This is a genomic window from Pseudomonas sp. NFR02, assembly GCF_900119375.1.
In the GTDB taxonomy this organism is placed as follows: domain Bacteria; phylum Pseudomonadota; class Gammaproteobacteria; order Pseudomonadales; family Pseudomonadaceae; genus Aquipseudomonas; species Aquipseudomonas paracarnis.
In genome coordinates this window covers 222,231-239,792 of the sequence record NZ_FPJJ01000001.1, presented here as the reverse complement: position 1 = coordinate 239,792, position 17,562 = coordinate 222,231, and the positions used below count along the sequence as shown (strand labels likewise).

At 61.5% G+C, this 17,562-nt stretch carries 14 protein-coding genes; 9 read left to right on the top strand and 5 right to left on the bottom strand.

Features of this window, described 5'->3' with window-relative positions; all coding sequences use genetic code 11:
* Positions 1 to 213: 213 nt before the first annotated feature.
* Positions 214 to 1,776 carry a sigma-54-dependent transcriptional regulator gene (locus BT199_RS01110; protein ID WP_072433691.1) on the bottom strand — a complete coding sequence of 521 codons (1,563 nt, stop codon included), beginning with the start codon at positions 1,774 to 1,776 and terminating at the stop codon, positions 214 to 216.
* 257 nt (positions 1,777 to 2,033) lie between these two features.
* Between BT199_RS01110 and phhA the strand changes: the two genes are divergently transcribed.
* From phhA to BT199_RS01095, 3 genes are all read left to right on the top strand, one after another.
* On the top strand, positions 2,034 to 2,825 hold the full coding sequence (gene phhA / locus BT199_RS01105; protein ID WP_014719366.1) for a phenylalanine 4-monooxygenase: 792 nt from the start codon (positions 2,034 to 2,036) through the stop codon (positions 2,823 to 2,825).
* 98 nt (positions 2,826 to 2,923) lie between these two features.
* Positions 2,924 to 3,280, top strand: a complete 357-nt coding sequence (locus tag BT199_RS01100) for a 4a-hydroxytetrahydrobiopterin dehydratase (protein WP_003192995.1) — start codon at positions 2,924 to 2,926, stop codon at positions 3,278 to 3,280.
* The gene (locus BT199_RS01095) at positions 3,280 to 4,473 is read left to right on the top strand and encodes an amino acid aminotransferase (protein ID WP_072433690.1); all 1,194 of its coding nucleotides are present in this window, start codon (positions 3,280 to 3,282) and stop codon (positions 4,471 to 4,473) included. Before BT199_RS01100 ends, BT199_RS01095 begins: the two co-directional genes overlap by 1 nt.
* Positions 4,474 to 4,649: 176 nt before the next feature.
* Here the strand turns inward: BT199_RS01095 and BT199_RS01090 are convergent, their stop codons facing one another.
* Complete coding sequence (locus BT199_RS01090; RefSeq protein WP_014719368.1) at positions 4,650 to 5,459, bottom strand: UDP-2,3-diacylglucosamine diphosphatase; 810 nt, start codon at positions 5,457 to 5,459, stop codon at positions 4,650 to 4,652.
* A gap of 137 nt (positions 5,460 to 5,596) precedes the next feature.
* On the opposite strand from BT199_RS01090, the gene BT199_RS01085 reads away from it, so the two are divergent.
* Together BT199_RS01085 and BT199_RS01080 are read left to right on the top strand one after the other, a co-directional pair.
* Positions 5,597 to 6,346, top strand: coding sequence for an AraC family transcriptional regulator (locus tag BT199_RS01085; RefSeq protein ID WP_014719369.1), 750 nt, complete (start codon positions 5,597 to 5,599; stop codon positions 6,344 to 6,346).
* A gap of 100 nt (positions 6,347 to 6,446) precedes the next feature.
* Complete coding sequence (locus BT199_RS01080; RefSeq protein WP_019818408.1) at positions 6,447 to 7,328, top strand: DMT family transporter; 882 nt, start codon at positions 6,447 to 6,449, stop codon at positions 7,326 to 7,328.
* A 2-nt stretch (positions 7,329 to 7,330) separates the two neighbouring features.
* On the opposite strand, the gene BT199_RS01075 is transcribed toward BT199_RS01080, so the two are convergent.
* Entirely contained in the window at positions 7,331 to 7,618 is a 288-nt protein-coding gene (locus BT199_RS01075; RefSeq protein ID WP_014719371.1) for an Rdx family protein, read from the bottom strand.
* A gap of 83 nt (positions 7,619 to 7,701) precedes the next feature.
* Here BT199_RS01075 and BT199_RS01070 point away from each other — a divergent pair, with 83 nt between their 5' ends.
* Entirely contained in the window at positions 7,702 to 9,891 is a 2,190-nt protein-coding gene (locus tag BT199_RS01070; protein ID WP_019818412.1) for a patatin-like phospholipase family protein, read from the top strand.
* A gap of 120 nt (positions 9,892 to 10,011) precedes the next feature.
* On the opposite strand, the gene BT199_RS01065 is transcribed toward BT199_RS01070, so the two are convergent.
* Both BT199_RS01065 and recQ read right to left on the bottom strand, forming a co-directional pair.
* On the bottom strand, positions 10,012 to 10,446 hold the full coding sequence (locus tag BT199_RS01065; RefSeq protein WP_003193007.1) for a MarR family transcriptional regulator: 435 nt from the start codon (positions 10,444 to 10,446) through the stop codon (positions 10,012 to 10,014).
* Between the two features lie 121 nt (positions 10,447 to 10,567).
* Entirely contained in the window at positions 10,568 to 12,697 is a 2,130-nt protein-coding gene (gene recQ, locus BT199_RS01060) for a DNA helicase RecQ (protein WP_072433689.1), read from the bottom strand.
* A gap of 276 nt (positions 12,698 to 12,973) precedes the next feature.
* On the opposite strand from recQ, the gene BT199_RS01055 reads away from it, so the two are divergent.
* The 3 genes from BT199_RS01055 (at position 12,974) to BT199_RS01045 (ending at position 17,555) form a co-directional block, all read left to right on the top strand.
* On the top strand, positions 12,974 to 13,561 hold the full coding sequence (locus BT199_RS01055) for a UPF0149 family protein (protein ID WP_072433688.1): 588 nt from the start codon (positions 12,974 to 12,976) through the stop codon (positions 13,559 to 13,561).
* 20 nt (positions 13,562 to 13,581) lie between these two features.
* On the top strand, positions 13,582 to 13,965 hold the full coding sequence (locus BT199_RS01050; RefSeq protein WP_019818414.1) for a YbaN family protein: 384 nt from the start codon (positions 13,582 to 13,584) through the stop codon (positions 13,963 to 13,965).
* A 119-nt stretch (positions 13,966 to 14,084) separates the two neighbouring features.
* Positions 14,085 to 17,555 (top strand): hybrid sensor histidine kinase/response regulator, encoded by a 3,471-nt coding sequence (locus tag BT199_RS01045; RefSeq protein ID WP_019818415.1) that lies wholly within the window; start codon positions 14,085 to 14,087, stop codon positions 17,553 to 17,555.
* Positions 17,556 to 17,562: the final 7 nt, after the last annotated feature.

The following is a 17,562-nucleotide window of genomic DNA, read 5'->3' as shown; positions in this document are numbered from 1 at the left end:
GTAGAGGTAGCTGAAATAGCGCGGGAAGAAACAGTCGAAAAAACGGCGGACTACTGCCGCCTGCGGCAAACACCGGCCTGGAAAACGACAGAGCCCAAATGTGGGAGCGGGCTTGCTCGCGAATACGGCAGGTCATTCAACATATCAGTGACTGAGCCACCGCATTCGCGAGCAAGCCCGCTCCCACATTTTTGGCCGCGTTGAATCAGCGAACTATTTATCGGCCTTGAGCACTTCGTAATCACGCAGCTTGTTGGCAATGGTGGTGTGGGAAACTCCCAGGCGCTTGCCTAACTGGCGGCTGCTCGGGTGTTCGGCGTACAGGCTTTCCAACACCGCCTTCTCAAAGCGCCCGACGATATCCTCCAGGCTCCCCTCCAGGGAAAAATCACCCAGCGGCTGACGCACGCCGTAATCGGGCAAGCGAATATGCTCAACCTTGACCGTGCCGCCTTCGCACAACGACACCGCCTGGAACAGCACGTTTTCCAGTTGCCGCACGTTGCCTGGCCAGTGGTAGTGGCTGAGTTTGTCCATGGCCGCAGGGGCCAGCCTGGGCAGTGGGCAACCGATCTGCCGACTGGCCTGGTCGAGAAAGTGCTCGACCAACGGCGCGAGGCCATCCAGGCATTCGCGCAACGGCGGGATATGCAACGACAGCACATTCAGCCGGTGATAAAGATCCTGACGAAACTCCCCCCGGGCGCAGAGTTCCGACAAGTCCATCTGGGTCGCGCAGATCACCCGCACGTCCAGGTACACCTCTTCATCACTGCCCACCCGGCGAAAACAACCATCCTGCAAAAAGCGCAGCAGCTTGACCTGCAAGCGCGCGCTCATTTCTCCCACGCCATCCAGAAACAAGGTACCGCCCGCCGTCAGCTCAAGCAGGCCCAATTTACCTTCCGCCCGCGCCCCTTCAAATGCGCCGGGGCCATAGCCAAACAGTTCAGTCTCGGCCATCGACTCGGGCAACCCCGCGCAGTTGAGCGCCATCAACGGCGACTGCCCCCGCGGGCTGGCCAAGTGGCAGGCCCGGGCCAACAGCTCCTTGCCGGTGCCGGTTTCGCCTTCTATTAATAGCGGCGCATCCAGCGGCGCCATGCGCCGCGCTTCACGCACCACCGCGGCCATGACCTTGGAGCTTTGGAAGATGCTGTCGAAACCGCGCAGCTCTTGCTTGCGCACGTTATAGATACGCTCACCGACACGGTCGGCACGGTGCAGGGTGAGCACGGCGCCGGCCATGGCTTCGCTGTCGTCGTGCTCGGAGGATTGCAGCGGCGCGATATCCGCCAGAAATACGTCGCCCTTGACCTTGACCCGCAGGCCATTGATTCGCGACTTGCTGGCGCGCACCAGTTCCGGCAAGTCAAAATCCTCGGCATAACGCGACAGGGGAATCCCCGGCACTTCATCTACCCGCACGCCAAGCAACTGCGCCGCCGCCCGGTTGGCGGCCACAATGGAGCCGCCCATATCAATGGACAGCACCGGGAACTCCAGGGCACCGAGCAACGCATTGAGTTCCATATGCCGCCGCTCGCTGGGCATCAGCCCTACCCGCTTGACCCCGAACACCCCGGCAATCGCCTCGAACTGCGGGCGCAACGCTTGGAATTGCATGTTCACCAGGTTGGGGCAGAACAGGTAGATGGCATTGCCATGCTCACCGCCGACTTCGCCCTTGGCGACGTTGACGCCGTACTCCACCAGCAGGTTGAGGATGTCCCGCAGGATGCCGATGCGGTTCTGGCAGTGCACTTTGATACGCATGGAAAAACTCGAAAAAGGAGTAGGCGCCGCGTCTTTTTGTTGCCAGGCGCAGATAGTCGTCAAGATTATGTGACAGCACGGCAGCTATTCCCAGCCCATAGCTGCGAGAAACGAGCCTATCGTAACGAATTCTTTACGAATATCGGTAATTTTTCCTACATGCATTCGCTAAAGGCTGATGGAATCCTGCGCCTATCCGGTTATCAATAGAGGCATCCCAGGACATAACAAGAACGAATGCCTAGCAGGAGAGCCGTATGAAGCAGACGCAGTACGTGGCCCGCGAGCCCGATGCGCAAGGTTTTATCCACTACCCGCCAGAAGAACACGCGGTGTGGAATACCCTGATCACTCGTCAGTTGAAGGTGATTGAGGGCCGCGCCTGCCAGGAATACCTGGACGGCATCGACAAGCTCGGCCTGCCCCTGGACCGCATCCCCCAACTGGGCGAGATCAACAAGGTGCTGGCCGACACCACCGGCTGGCAAGTCGCCCGCGTGCCGGCGCTGATTCCCTTCCAGACCTTCTTTGAATTGCTGGCCAGCAAGCAGTTTCCGGTGGCGACCTTTATCCGCACCCGTGAAGAACTGGACTACCTGCAAGAGCCGGATATTTTTCACGAGATCTTTGGCCACTGCCCGCTGCTGACCAACCCCTGGTTCGCTGAATTCACCCACACCTACGGCAAGCTCGGCCTGGCGGCCACCAAGGAGCAACGGGTGTACCTGGCGCGCCTGTACTGGATGACCATCGAATTCGGCCTGGTGGACACGCCTCAGGGCCGGCGTATCTACGGTGGCGGCATTTTGTCGTCGCCTAAAGAAAGTGTGTATTGCCTGTCGGACGAGCCCGAGCACCAGGCCTTCGACCCGCTGGAAGCGATGCGCACCCCCTATCGCATCGACATCCTGCAACCGCTGTACTTCGTCTTGCCCGAGCTCAAGCGCCTGTTCGACGTGGCGCAGGAAGACATCATGGGCATGGTCGAGCGCGGCATGCAGTTGGGTCTGCACGCACCGAAATTTCCGCCCAAACCCAAAGCCGCGTGAACCTCACGTTTTAAGGCCAGGTGAGTCTGTTCCCTGGCCCCGCGTTGCTTTAGGGTAACGCCACTGACCTTCAATCATTCGAATTCAGGACACCTTCCATGACCACCTTGAACCAAGCCCACTGCGAAGCCTGCCGCGCCGATGCCCCGCAAGTCAGCGATGAAGAACTGCCGGTGCTGATCAAGCAGATCCCTGACTGGAACATCGAAGTGCGCGATGGGGTGATGCAGTTGGAAAAGGTTTTCCTGTTCAAGAACTTCAAATTCGCCCTGGCTTTCACCAACGCCATGGGTGAAATTTCCGAAGCCGAAGGCCATCACCCTGGCCTGCTCACCGAGTGGGGCAAAGTCACCGTGACCTGGTGGAGCCACTCCATCAAGGGCCTGCACCGCAACGACTTCATCATGGCCGCGCGCACCGACGAAGTGGCCAAGACTGCCGAGGGTCGCAAGTAATGCATTTCGATGCCATCGACCGCGTGCCCGGCGACCCGATCCTCGGGTTGATGGACCTGTATACCCAGGACGCCAACCCGAACAAGTTCGACCTGGGCGTAGGTGTCTATAAGGACGAGCAAGGCCTGACGCCGATTCCCCACTCGGTGAAGCTGGCGGAACAGCGCCTGGTCGACACCCAAGTGACCAAGACCTATATCGGTGGGCATGGCGATGCAGCCTTCGGCAGCCTGATCAGCCAACTGGTGCTCGGCGCCGACTCGGCCTTGCTGCGTGACCGCCGCGCTGGCGCCACGCAAACCCCAGGCGGCACCGGCGCCCTGCGCTTGAGTGCCGACTTTATCGCTCACAGCCTGCCGGGCCGTGGCGTGTGGCTGAGCAACCCGACCTGGCCGATCCACGAAACCATTTTTGCCAAAGCCGGGCTCAAGGTCAGTCATTACCCTTACGTGGGCAGCGACAACCGCCTGGATGTGACGGCGATGCTGGCAACCCTGTCCAGCGTGCCCAAGGGCGACGTGGTATTGCTGCACGCGTGCTGCCATAACCCGACCGGCTTTGACCTGTCCCAGGATGACTGGCGCCAGGTCTTGCAGATCGTGCGTGAACGCCAGTTGCTGCCGCTGATCGACTTCGCCTACCAGGGCTTTGGCGATGGCCTGGAACAGGATGCCTGGGCGGTGCGCCTGTTTGCCGCCGAGCTGCCGGAAGTGCTGATCACCAGCTCCTGCTCGAAGAACTTCGGCCTGTATCGCGACCGCGTGGGTGCATTGATCGTCTGTGCGGCGGATGCCGAAAAGCTCACCGATGTACGCAGCCAACTGGCGAATATCGCTCGCAACCTGTGGTCGACACCGCCGGATCATGGCGCCGCCGTGGTGGCGACCATCCTCGGTGATGCACAGCTGAAAAAGCAGTGGAGCGAGGAAGTCGAGGCCATGCGTTCGCGGATCGCCCATCTGCGCGAAGGATTGGTGGAAGCGCTTGCGCCCCATGGCCTGGCCGAGAAATTCGCACATATCGGCACGCAGCGTGGGATGTTTTCCTATACCGGCTTGAGTGCCGAGCAGGTCAAGCAACTGCGCGAAAAGCACAGTGTGTATATGGTCAGTTCGGGGCGGGCTAACGTGGCCGGTGTTGATGCAACGCGCTTGACGTTGCTGGCTCAAGCCATCGCCGACGTTTCCAACTGAAGCAACAGGATTACGTGTGGGAGCTGGCTTGCCTGCGATGGGGGTGGTTCAGTTGCAGATTAATTGCCTGGCCCACCGCCATCGCGGGCAAGCCCGCTCACACAGGGGATTGATGCCGGACGCTGAATCCGTGTGCGATACCTAGCCAGCGCCCACTTTTATAAGCACGCAGGGCTTCAGCCAGCGACCATTTCGGCCTTTAGCAGTGCCTCTTTGGCCTGCGCATCCGCCAACCGATACAACTCGATATGCCCATCCCAGTGCTCGATCAAGGCCGTGCACGACTCCACCCAATCCCCGCAGTTGAGGTAATCCACCTCGCCCACCTTGCGAATCTCGGCATGGTGAATATGCCCGCACACCACCCCGTGCAATTCACGCTTGGTCACCTCGTGGGCAATCGCCTCTTCGAAATCGCTGATAAAACTCACTGCCGTCTTGACCTTGTGTTTCAGGTACGCCGACAGCGACCAATAACCGTAGCCATACCGCGCACGCCAGTGGTTCAGCCAGCGGTTCAGCGTCAGGGTGAATTCGTAGGCCGAGTCGCCGAGGAAGGCGAGCCAGCGGTGATAGCGCGTGATCACATCAAACTGGTCGCCATGAATCACCAGCAAGTGGCGGCCATCGGCGGTGACGTGTACAGCCTCATCGACCAATTGGATATTGCCCAGGATCAGCTTGGAATAGCGGCGCAGGAACTCGTCATGGTTGCCGGTGACATAGATGACCTCGGTGCCACGCTTGGCCATGGTCAGCAGGCGCCGAATTACGTTGGTATGGGCTTGAGGCCAATACATGCCGCCGCGCAGTTTCCAACCGTCGATGATGTCACCGACCAGGTAGACCTTGTCGGCGTGGTAGCCCTTGAGAAAGTGCGACAGGTGTTCGGCCTGGCAATCCCGAGTGCCCAGGTGCACGTCGGAAATCCACAGGGTTCGCACCCGTTGCTTGCGGCTGGGCTTGGTGAACTCGGCACGGGTCATGGGCATCCCTCGACGCTGTTTTGGCGAGCTTGCGCCTTGGCGATTAATAGCCCATGACAAGCGTGCGTCAGTCTGATGACAGCGCCCGCGGCCCGCCAAGCGTTGTAGACTGACAGCTTGCCGCCCTGGAGACCGCGATGAGCCCAACCCTCACGCTACGCCACTACCTCGAAGCGCCCATTGCCCACAGCCATGACCATGCGCAGTTGGTGTTCGGCCTGTCCGGGCACCTGGACCTGGAAGTCGATGGCCGTGGCAGCCAGGTGCGCGAAAGCAGCGTGATGGTGCTGCCCTTCTCCACCCATCATGCCTGCATCAGCCGCGATGGCAGCCGCTGCCTGGTGCTGGATGTACCGACTGAGCACTGGGTGGTGCAATCCTTGGGCGAACATGCCGACGCCAGCCGCCGCTTGCTCGACCAACCCGCGCGCCTCGCGTTGGATGCCCGGCAACACCAGTTGGTGCAGTGGCTGGCACAGAGCCCGGTGCACGACCCACTGATCGTCCAGCAAGGCGCCGTGTTGTTACTGGCCAGCCTCAACCACCCTCAGGGTCAACCGCTGCCTGGCCGGCGTCTGCCTTATGCCGCGTTCAATAGCCATATCGAGCGCCATGCGGCGCGTCCGCTCCAGGTGGCCGACCTGGCGCGGATTGCCGATTTGTCCGTGCCGCGCCTGCATGCACGGTTTATGGCTGAGTGCGGGCAAACGCCGATGGACTATCTACGCAGTCGTCGCTTGCATATGGCGCTCAGGCTTTTACGCGAAACCTCCCTGCCCATCGGCGAGATTGCCGAGCGCGTCGGCTACGCCTCGCAAAGTGCATTTTGCGCGGCCATGCTACGGGCCTTTGGCGCCTCGCCCGGGGCGTTGCGTCGGGCGGGCTAGCAAGAGTCTTGCGCTAAAAATCACCCGGCCCGCGACAGACGCCCATCCTCCAACCCTCTAGACTGCGAGGCTGTCACCCCCTGTTGGATCAAGGATCGCAATGACTCCCCGCTCAGCCCTTGGCGCCCTGCATATCGGCGCACTGATGTTTGGCCTCACCGGCGTATTCGGCAAGCTGGCGGCGGCCTCCCCTGCCATCATCGTATTCGGCCGGGCCGCGTTTGCCGTGCTGGCCCTGGCGGTATTCGCCCGCTTTGCCAGCAACGCTCCCTGGAAAAAACTGGAGATGCGTGACTGGCGTCGCCTGCTGGTCAGCGGCGTCGTGCTGGCCGCCCATTGGGTGACGTTCTTTATCGCTGTCAAAGTCGCGGGTGTGGCCGTGGCGACCCTGGGGTTCACCGCATTTCCGGCCTTTACCGTAATCCTTGAGGGGCTGATTTTCCGCGAGCGCATTCGCGCCAATGAAGTGCTGCTGGTGGTGCTGGTCACCGTTGGCCTGGTGCTTGTGACCCCGGATTTCAATCTCGCCAGCGAGGCCACGGGCGGGCTGCTGTGGGGCATCGCTTCGGGCCTGTTGTTCTCGTTGTTGTCGCTGAACAATCGCGCCAGTTCAGGGCGCATTCCTGCGGTACAGGCCGCGCTTTGCCAGAACGTCGTGGTCGCCGCGCTCCTGCTGCCCGTGGCCGCGCCGGGGTTGGCGGATGTGCGAGGGATAGATTGGCTGTGGATCGGGCTGCTGGGGGTGTTTTGTACCGGCCTGGCCCACAGCCTGTTTGTCGCCAGCCTTGCGGTGATCAAGGCGCGCACCGCGTCGGTGGTGTTTGCGATGGAACCGGTCTACGGCATCACCGTGGCCTGGCTGTTGTTTGCCGAAACCCCGACCCTGCGCATGCTGCTGGGCGGCGCCTTGATCATCGTCGCCATCGTGCTCTCCGGCCTGATGGGCAGCGCCAGCCAGGCCAAGCAACCGGCGCCGGCCTGACTTCAGACGGTACGGTCGTTATGCCCGAGGTCGCGCTGCGGGTCGATCTGGTCGCGCACTCGCTGCTTGAGCACCTTGGCCTCGGGAAAACCGCCATCGGCCTTGCGCTCCCAAATCTGCACGCCATCGCAGGTAATGCGAAAGGCCCCGCCGGTGGCTGGTTCCAGTGCCACGCGCCCCAAGTCATCGGCAAAGGTGCTGAGTAGCTCCTGGGCCAGCCACGCGGCGCGCAGCAACCACTGGCACTGGGTGCAATAGGTGATCACGATCTCGGGTTTGCATGCAGACATCATTAAGCGGCTCCTGGCGTAACAGGCTCAGCGAATCGGGTGGCTATAATAGCGGCCTTTGTCGCCCAGCCACGAGATTGATGATGCGCCGCCTGCTGTCTTGCCTGTTCCTGTGCCTTGTCCCCCTACTTGCCGACGCGGTAGAAGCCCCCCGCCCGAAAATCGGCCTGGTGCTGTCCGGCGGCGCCGCCCGTGGCCTGGCGCATATCGGCGTGCTCAAGGCGCTTGAAGAGCAAGGTATTCATATCGATGCGATTGCCGGCACCAGTATGGGCGCGGTGATTGGCGGGTTGTATGCGTCGGGCTACAAAATTGACGAGCTGGAGAAGTTGGCGCTGGGGATCGACTGGCAGCAGGCCCTGTCCGACGCGCCACCGCGTGAAGATGTACCGTTTCGGCGCAAACAGGACGACCGGGATTTCCTGGTCAAACAAAAACTCAGTTTCCGCGACGATGGCAGCCTCGGCCTGCCGCTGGGCGTGATCCAGGGCCAGAACCTGGCGTTGCTGCTGGAAAGCATGTTCGCCCACAGCAGCAACACGCGTAACTTCGACAAGCTGCCGATCCCATTCCGCGCCGTGGCCACCGACATCACCACCGGCGAAAAAGTAGTCTTCAGCAAAGGCCACCTGCCCCAGGTGATACGCGCCAGCATGTCGATTCCCGCGGTGTTCGCCCCGGTGGAGCTGAATGGCCGCCTGCTGGTGGACGGCGGTATGACCGACAACATCCCGTTGGATGTGGCGCGGGAGATGGGCGTCGATATTGCTATCGTGGTCGACATCGGCACCCCGCTGCGCTCGCGCAAACAACTGGCCACCGTGGTGGACGTGCTCAACCAGTCCATCACCCTGATGACCCGGCGTAACTCCGAGGAACAACTCAAGGCCCTGAACCCCAAGGACGTGTTGATCCAACCGCCGCTGGCCGCTTATGGCGTCACCGACTTTGGCCGCGCCAAGGACATGATCGATGCCGGCTACCGCGCCACCCGTGCCCTCGACGTACGCCTGGCACACCTGCGCCCTGCCGAACCCATCGACGCCGACCTGATAGCCGCCCGCACACCGGGCGAACGCACCCCGGTAATCACCGCAATCCAGGTGGAGAACGACTCCAAGGTCAGTGATGACGTTATCCGCTATTACATTCGCCAGGGGCTGGGAGAACCGTTGAACCTGGGCCGCCTGCAATCAGATATGGGCACCCTGTACGGCCTCGATTACTTCGAGCAGGTGCAATACCGCGTGGTAAAAAAAGGCCAGGACAACACCCTGGTGATCAGCGCACGCGGCAAGCGCAGCGGCACCGACTACCTGCGCCTGGGCTTGAACCTCTCGGACGACATGCGCGGCGACAGCGCCTTCAACCTCGGCGCCAGTTACCGCGTGAACGGCATCAACCGCCTCGGCGCGGAATGGCTCACACGGGTGCAGATCGGTGATCGGCAGGAGCTCTACAGCGAGTTCTACCAACCCATGGACACCGGCTCACGCTACTTTGTGGCCCCCTACATCAGGGCCGAGGCGCAGAACGTCGAGCTGATCCTGGATAACGACCCCATCTCCGAATACCGCCTGGAACGCTATGGCTTCGGTTTGAACGTGGGCCGGCAGATCGGCAACAGCGGCGAGATCCGCTTTGGCGTGGGCGAAGCCTGGGGCAAGGCGGACGTGCGCATTGGCGACCGCGATCTGCCAAGCGTGAGCTTCAGCGAAGGCTTCTATGAACTCAAATATTCCTTCGACTCCCTGGACAACGTGTACTTCCCCCACAGCGGCGAAGACATCGGCCTGGCCTTTCGCGAGTTCGAACCTGGCCTGGGCTCGGACCAGCGCTACCGCCAGTGGGAATTCAAGCTGGACAAGGCCATGAGCCACGGCCCGGACACCCTGATACTGGGCGGCCGCTATGGGCGCACCCTGGACGATTCGGATGTGGTGATTTCCAGCTTCCTGCTAGGAGGCGCACGGCAATTATCAGGCTTCCGCCAGGATGCGATTTCGGGGCAGAACATCAGCCTGATGCGCGCGGTGTACTACCGCAGGCTCACCCCGCGCTCTTACCTGCCACTGGACTTCCCGTTGTACCTGGGTGCATCCCTGGAACGGGGTCGGGCGTGGAACAACGATAACGAGTTCGATAGCGGCTATATCAACGCGGCGAGTATTTTCCTGGGGTTTGATACACCCTTGGGGCCGCTGAATTTCAGCTATGGGTTCAATGATGATAATCAGAAGGCGGTGTACTTGAACCTGGGCCAGACGTTCTAAGAAGCCGAACACTAAACCCAATGTGGGAGCTGGCTTGCCTGCGATAGCGGTGCGTCAGCCAGCTAATCCTGTGACTGAATGTCCGTCATCGCAGGCAAGCCTGCTCCCACATTATTTAGATCAGGACTTTTCCAGGTTCGCCAGGATGTGCTCATGCACCCGCATGCACACCCGCAGGTCTTCCTCATTCACGCCCACGAACAACTCATGGCGCAACGCCGTGGCGATGGTTTCGATCTGGTCGATCAGCGGTTGGGCGGTATCGCACAGCAGAATACGTTTGGCGCGGCGGTCTTCCACCACGGCTTGGCGTTGCACCAGGCCCTGGCCTTCCAGGCTATCGAGCAGACGGGCCAGGGTGGGCCCTTCTACGCCGACACTCTGGGCCAATTCACGCTGGGTGGGTGCTTCGACAAAACGGGCCAGGTGCAGCAGCACCAGCCAGCGCGCCTGGGACAAGCCCAGCCCCGCCAGCCGGCGATCCAGTTCGGCGCGCCAACCTCGGGACATTTGCGCCAACTGCATGCCAAAACGGTGTTGATCGGTTAACGGCATAAAAAACTCATGTTTAAGACTGAAAATAAAGTATGGCTAATTATTAGTCAGCTAAGCATGAGCCCTGTCAGTAGGCAAGGCCCGCTATGTACTGATTCGTTACATTGTCGTAATTGGCACACTAAATTTCGAATTCCGACTGCAAAGCAGCACGCACGCAGTACAAAACGCCTTCCGGAACACGCCCGGTAAATAACGGCGCAATCTCCGTGACAGCTGGCAATTCGCCTTCTCCATCGAGAAAAGCGTCCTGGATTTCACCGAGCAAATCTTCAGGCAAATCAAGGGCCTGCTCCAGGGACAATTGCTGCTTGCCGATGGCTTCGGCGAGCAAGGTGTATACGTTTTTTTCCGAGCATTGCAGCTGGCCGGCGATCTGGATCGGGGTCATGCCGGCGCGGGCCAGGCTGATCAGTTCGTGGCGAATATCGGCGATTTCCTTCGGCGCTTCGGCCTGGCCGCCGAGCACTTCCAGGAAGGCCTGGCCGTAGCGTTCCAGTTTACGCGCGCCCACACCGCTGACCCGGGCCATCTCGGCCATGGTGGTGGGCTGCTCGCGGAGCATCTCCAGCAAGGTGGAGTCGGGAAAGATAACGTAGGGTGGCACGCTGTGCTCCTGCGCCAGTTTGCGCCGCAGGGTGCGCAAGGCTTCCCACTGTTCGCGTTCTTCACCCCGCACCAGTTGGCTGGCCTGGCTAGAACTGCTGCTTTTGGCGGTGGTCTGCGGCTTGAGGTCACGGCGCAGTTCCAGGCTCACTTCGCCCTTGAGCAAGGGCCGGCAACTGTCATTCAGGCGCAGCCCGCCGTAGCCTTCGATATCGATGTCGACCAGCCCACGGGCAACCATCTGGCGAAACAGCGAACGCCACTCACCTTCGGCGCGAGCTTTGCCGACACCGTACACCGAGAGTTTCTCGTGGCCGAAGCTGCGGATTTTTTCATTGTCCTTGCCCAGCAGTACGTCCACCAGATGGCCCACACCATAACGCTGGCCGGTGCGATAGATCGTCGACAACGCCTGGCGCGCCGGCTCGGTGGCGTCCCAGGTTTGTACGCCGTCGATGCAGTTATCGCAGTGGCCGCAGGGTTCAGGCATGTCTTCGTCGAAATACGCCAGCAGGGTCTGGCGGCGGCAGCGGGTCTCTTCGCACAACGAGAGCATGGCATCGAGCTTGTGCTGTTCCAGGCGTTTGTGGCGCTCGTCGCCCTCGGAGTTCTGCAGCATCTGCTTGAGCATCACCACGTCTTGCAGTCCGTAGACCATCCAGGCATCCGCCGGCAGGCCATCGCGGCCGGCACGCCCGGTTTCCTGGTAATAGGCCTCAAGGGACTTGGGCAGGTCCATGTGCGCCACGAAACGCACGTTGGATTTGTCGATGCCCATGCCAAAGGCGATGGTTGCCACCATGATCAGGCCTTCCTCGTTCAGGAAGCGTTTCTGGTGCGCTGATCGCGTTTCATTGGGCAGGCCGGCATGGTAAGGCAGTGCCGGGTAGCCTTGTTCACAGAGGAACGCCGCGACCTCGTCGACTTTCTTGCGCGACAGGCAGTACACGATGCCCGCGTCACTGCGCCGCTCGGACAGGAACGCCAGCAACTGCTTACGTGGCTGCTCCTTGGGCACGATGCGGTAGAAAATATTGGGCCGGTCAAAACTCGACAGGAAGCGCTCGGCGTTCTGCAAATGCAGGCGCTCTACGATCTCTTCGCGGGTCCGCTTGTCGGCGGTGGCGGTCAGCGCGATACGCGGCACATCGGGAAACAGTTCGGCCAATTGGCCAAGCTGCAGGTATTCGCGACGGAAATCGTGACCCCATTGCGACACACAGTGGGCTTCGTCAATGGCGAACAGGGCGATTTCCAGGCTCTGCAAAAAAGCCAGCATGCGTGGCTGCACCAGGCGCTCCGGCGCCAGGTAGAGCATTTTCACCTCGCCACGCTTGATGCGTGCGGCCAGGTCGCGCTGCTGCTCGGCGCTGAGGGTGGAGTTCAACGACGCGGCGGCGACACCGAGTTCTTCAAGGGTGGCGACCTGATCGTCCATCAACGCAATCAGCGGCGACACCACCACGGCCAGGCCATTGCGCAACAGCGCCGGCACCTGGAAGCACAGCGACTTGCCGCCACCGGTAGGCATCAGTACCAGGGCATCGCCGCCACTGGCCACGCGCTCAATGATCGCACCCTGGCGGCCACGAAAACTGTCGTAGCCGAAGATGTCCTTGAGGACGCGTTGAGCCTGCTCGAGCATGTAAAACTCCAAAATGGTGCCGAAATCCCTCTATACAGGCTGGCCGAAAAAATCCCCGTTCACGAAAAATAATCCGTAAGCGAAGTTTTCCCGGATTGGCGCTGGGCCTGTAGGGGCATCACAAAACGCGGCAGTATACCCGAGCGTTATCCACCAAAGGGCGCGACTGACGAATAGACGCACCAGGCTAAAACCGGGCAAATATGCCGTGCGGCTGGCCTGGGCGCTCAAGAAAGCCTAGAATTCAGCATCGTTTATTCCCAAGGTAGCCCTTCAATGTCCTTCGCTGAGCAACTAACCCGCCTGCAAGCCTTCCTCGACGCCGATGAGCTGCATGACGAGGCGCTGGACTACGTGGCCGCCCACGGCTACCTGACCGCCCTGTCGATCTGCTCCGACCCCGTCCCGGACCGTGAATGGATCGACGCGCTGTTCGCTGAAGAGCCTCACTACAGCGACGACGCCCAGCGCGCAGAAATCGAATCCACCCTGGTCGCCCTCAAGGCGCACATCGCACGCCAACTGGCCTCCGACGAAGAGTTCGAGCTGCCGTGCGAGCTGGACCTGAGCGACGACCCTGATGACTCCGACCTGCGCGGCTGGTGCATCGGCTTCATGGAAGGCGTGTTCCTGCGCGAAGCCGCCTGGTTCGAAACCGCCGAAGAAGAAGTCAGCGAAATGCTGCTGCCGATCATGGTCGGCTCAGGCCTGTTCGAAGAGGAAGCAGAGTTCTCCGACATCGCCGCCGACGCCAACCTGATGGACGACATGATCGTGCAGATCCCGGAAGCCCTCACCGCGCTGTACCTGCTGTGCAACGCGCCTGACGAAAAACCGGCGATCCTCAAGCCACGTCACCACTGAGTCGCTTGCCCGTGGCACCCATGGGCAACCGTCCACTGCTCCTGCGCTACGCGCTGCTGGCCATCGGCTGGCTAAGCGTAGCGCTGGGAGTCATCGGCATTTTCCTACCTGTGCTGCCGACCACGCCCTTCCTGTTACTCGCCGCCGCCTGTTTCGCTCGCAGCTCCCCGCGCTTCTACCACTGGCTGGTGGAACACCCGCGCCTGGGGCCCTGGGTGCGCGATTACCTGGACGGCAATGGCATCCCGCTCAAAGGCAAGGTCTACGCCATTGGCTTGATGTGGTTGAGCATCTCGATTTCCTGCTACCTGGTGCCGCTGCCATGGGCACGGGGCTTTATGCTGACCAGTGCGGTGCTGGTGACGATCTACATCCTGCGCCAGAAAACCCTGCCGCCACGCTGAGCGCCACCTGCGACATTCGATCCCACACGACCTTGGTCGACACTGACTAACACCAGGCATCATGCGAGACTGTCCAACCGGGCCTGGAATGCCCGGGTGTTCTTATGCTCGGAGTTACCATGACGCTGTCCAGCGGGCTGATCGCCGCCGTTGCCCTGGCCTATATGGCCACTATGTTTGCCATCGCCTTTTACGGTGACCGCCGCCATGCGCCGCTGCCACCGCGCGTGCGTGCCTGGGTGTATAGCCTGTCACTGGCGGTGTACTGCACCAGTTGGACCTTCTTCGGCGCCGTAGGCCAAGCCGCCGAACAACTGTGGGCATTCTTGCCGATCTACCTGGGACCTGTGCTGTTGCTGGTGCTGGCACCCTGGGTGCTGCAGAAGATGATCCTGATCAGCAAGCAGGAAAACATTACCTCCATCGCCGACTTTATCGCTGCCCGCTACGGCAAGTCCCAGTCCCTGGCGGTGGTGGTGGCACTTATTTGCCTGGTGGGCGTGCTGCCCTATATCGCGCTGCAGCTCAAAGGCATTGTGCTGGGCGTGAACCTGCTGATCGGCGCCGGCCCCGACACCACCGGCACCCGCGCCCAGGACACGGCCTTGATCGTGTCGCTGGTGCTGGCGCTGTTTACCATCGTGTTCGGCACACGCAACCTCGACGCCACCGAACACCACCGCGGCATGGTGCTGGCGATTGCGTTTGAGTCGCTGGTCAAGCTGTTCGCTTTTCTCGCCGTCGGTGCGTTTGTCACCTACGGCTTGTACGACGGTTTCGGCGATCTGTTCAGCCAGGCCATGCTCGCCCCGCGCCTGGAGGAATACTGGAAAGAGACCATCAACTGGCCTTCGATGGTGGTACAGACCGGCGTCGCCATGATGGCGATCATCTGCCTGCCGCGACAATTTCATGTGACGGTGGTGGAGAACATCGACCCCCAGGATTTGCGCCTGGCCAAGTGGGTGTTCCCGGCTTATTTGATCCTCGCGGCACTGTTCGTGGTGCCCATCGCCTTGGGCGGCAAGATGCTGTTGCCCAGCTCGGTGCTGCCGGACTCCTATGTGATCAGCCTGCCAATGGCCGAGGCCCATCCTGCCCTCGCCGTGCTGGCATTCATTGGCGGTGCATCAGCGGCCACTGGCATGGTGATCGTGGCGAGCATTGCACTGTCGACGATGGTCTCCAACGATATGCTGCTGCCGTGGCTGTTGCGCCGATCCAGCGCCGAGCGGCCATTCGAAGTCTTTCGCCACTGGATGCTGTCGGTTCGCCGGGTGAGCATTGTGATCATCCTGCTGCTGGCGTACGTGAGCTACCGCTTGCTGGGCTCCACTGCCAGCCTGGCGACCATCGGCCAGATCGCCTTTGCCGCTGTGACCCAACTGGCCCCAGCGATGCTCGGCGCACTCTATTGGAAGCAGGCCAACCGGCGTGGGGTGTTTGCCGGTTTGGCCGCCGGTACCTTCCTGTGGTTCTACACCTTGGTCTTGCCAGTGACGGCGAAAAGTCTGGGCTGGTCGCTCAGCCTTTTCCCCGGCCTGACCTGGATGCATTCCCACCCGTTCGGGCTGTCGGTCACGTCGCTGACCTTGGGCACCGTGTTCTCCCTGGCGGGGAATTTCACCCTCTTCGTGTGGGTGTCGATGCTGTCGCGCACACGGGTTTCCGAGCACTGGCAGGCAGGCCGTTTTATCGGCCAGGAAATCAACCAGCGTGCGAGTGCGCGCTCCATGCTGTCGGTGCAGATCAGCGACCTGCTCAGCCTCGCGGCACGCTTCGTCGGGGAAGAACGGGCCCAGCAGAGCTTTATTCGCTTCGCCTACCGCCAAGGCAAAGGCTTCAACCCCAACCAGAATGCCGATAACGATTGGATCGCCCACACCGAACGCTTGCTGGCCGGCGTACTCGGGGCCTCCTCGACGCGGGCGGTGGTGAAAGCGGCAATCGAAGGGCGGGAAATGCAACTGGAGGACGTTGTCCGTATCGCCGACGAAGCCTCGGAAGTGCTGCAGTTCAACCGCGCCCTACTGCAAGGCGCCATCGAGAACATCACCCAGGGCATCAGCGTGGTGGACCAGTCGCTCAAGCTGGTGGCCTGGAACCGGCGTTACCTGGAACTGTTCAACTACCCGGACGGCTTGATCAGCGTCGGCCGGCCCATTGCAGACATCATTCGCTACAACGCCGAGCGCGGCCTGTGTGGGCCTGGCGAAGCGCAAGTGCACGTGGCGCGTCGCCTGCACTGGATGCGCCAGGGGCGTGCGCACACCTCCGAGCGCTTGTTCCCCAATGGCCGGGTGATCGAGTTGATCGGCAACCCGATGCCCGGCGGCGGGTTTGTCATGAGCTTCACCGACATCACCGCCTTCCGCGAAGCCGAACAAGCACTGACCGAAGCCAACGAGGGCCTGGAGCAGCGGGTGACCGAGCGCACCCATGAACTCTCGCAACTGAACGTGGCCCTCACCGACGCCAAGGGCGTGGCCGAATCCGCCAGCCAGTCGAAGACGCGGTTCCTGGCGGCCGTGAGCCATGACCTGATGCAACCGCTGAACGCTGCGCGGCTGTTTTCCGCCGCCCTCTCCCACCAGACCGATGGCCTGTCCAGTGAGGCACGGCAATTGGTGCAGCACCTGGACAGCTCGCTGCGCTCGGCTGAAGACTTGATCAGTGATTTGCTGGATATTTCGCGCCTGGAAAACGGCAAGATCAATCCACAACGCCAGCCCTTTGTCCTCAACGAGTTGTTCGACACCCTGGGTGCAGAATTCAAGGCGCTGGCCCAGGATCAACACTTGCGCTTCCGCTGGCGCGGCAGCCGTTTGCGGGTCGACAGCGATATCAAACTTTTACGGCGAATTTTGCAGAACTTTCTGACCAATGCCTTCCGTTATGCCGACGGCCCGGTGCTGCTAGGCGTACGTCGCCGCAAGGGCGAACTCTGCCTGGAGGTCTGGGACCGCGGCCCTGGCATTGCGCCGGATAAACAAAAGGTGATCTTCGAAGAGTTCAAGCGCCTGGACAGCCACCAGACCCGTGCCGAAAAGGGCCTGGGCCTGGGCCTGGCGATTGCCGACGGTCTGTGCCGCGTGCTGGGCCATCGCCTGAGCGTGCGCTCCTGGCCGGGCAAAGGCAGCGTCTTCAGCGTGTGCGTGCCGCTGGCCCGCAACCAGGCCAGCGTGCAACCCAAGCCGCCCACAGAAACCGGCCTGCCCTTGAGTGGCGCACGGGTGCTATGCGTGGATAACGAAGACAGCATCCTGATCGGCATGCGCAGCCTGCTAACGCGCTGGGGCTGTGAAGTCTGGACGGCCGCCAACCAGGCCGAATGCGCGGCACTGCTGGCCGACGGTATCCGCCCGCAACTGGCGTTGGTGGATTACCACCTGGACCACGGCGAAACCGGTACCGAGTTGATGGGCTGGCTGCGTGCGCAACTGGCCGAGCCGATTCCCGGTGTGGTGATCAGTGCCGATGGGCGACCGGAGATGGTGGCCGAGGTGCACGGGGCGGGGTTGGATTACTTGGCCAAACCGGTGAAGCCGGCGGCGTTGCGGGCGCTGTTGAGCAGACATCTGCCCCTGTAACGGGGCT

Bases quoted from the DNA above. Each gene is read 5' to 3' on its own strand.
- BT199_RS01110 (WP_072433691.1), bottom strand. From the start codon at position 1,776: ATGCGTATCAAAGTGCACTGCCAGAACCGCATCGGCATCCTGCGGGAC.
- phhA (WP_014719366.1), top strand. From the start codon at position 2,034: ATGAAGCAGACGCAGTACGTGGCCCGCGAGCCCGATGCGCAAGGTTTT.
- BT199_RS01100 (WP_003192995.1), top strand. From the start codon at position 2,924: ATGACCACCTTGAACCAAGCCCACTGCGAAGCCTGCCGCGCCGATGCC.
- BT199_RS01095 (WP_072433690.1), top strand. From the start codon at position 3,280: ATGCATTTCGATGCCATCGACCGCGTGCCCGGCGACCCGATCCTCGGG.
- BT199_RS01090 (WP_014719368.1), bottom strand. From the start codon at position 5,459: ATGACCCGTGCCGAGTTCACCAAGCCCAGCCGCAAGCAACGGGTGCGA.
- BT199_RS01085 (WP_014719369.1), top strand. From the start codon at position 5,597: ATGAGCCCAACCCTCACGCTACGCCACTACCTCGAAGCGCCCATTGCC.
- BT199_RS01080 (WP_019818408.1), top strand. From the start codon at position 6,447: ATGACTCCCCGCTCAGCCCTTGGCGCCCTGCATATCGGCGCACTGATG.
- BT199_RS01075 (WP_014719371.1), bottom strand. From the start codon at position 7,618: ATGTCTGCATGCAAACCCGAGATCGTGATCACCTATTGCACCCAGTGC.
- BT199_RS01070 (WP_019818412.1), top strand. From the start codon at position 7,702: ATGCGCCGCCTGCTGTCTTGCCTGTTCCTGTGCCTTGTCCCCCTACTT.
- BT199_RS01065 (WP_003193007.1), bottom strand. From the start codon at position 10,446: ATGCCGTTAACCGATCAACACCGTTTTGGCATGCAGTTGGCGCAAATG.
- recQ (WP_072433689.1), bottom strand. From the start codon at position 12,697: ATGCTCGAGCAGGCTCAACGCGTCCTCAAGGACATCTTCGGCTACGAC.
- BT199_RS01055 (WP_072433688.1), top strand. From the start codon at position 12,974: ATGTCCTTCGCTGAGCAACTAACCCGCCTGCAAGCCTTCCTCGACGCC.
- BT199_RS01050 (WP_019818414.1), top strand. From the start codon at position 13,582: ATGGGCAACCGTCCACTGCTCCTGCGCTACGCGCTGCTGGCCATCGGC.
- BT199_RS01045 (WP_019818415.1), top strand. From the start codon at position 14,085: ATGACGCTGTCCAGCGGGCTGATCGCCGCCGTTGCCCTGGCCTATATG.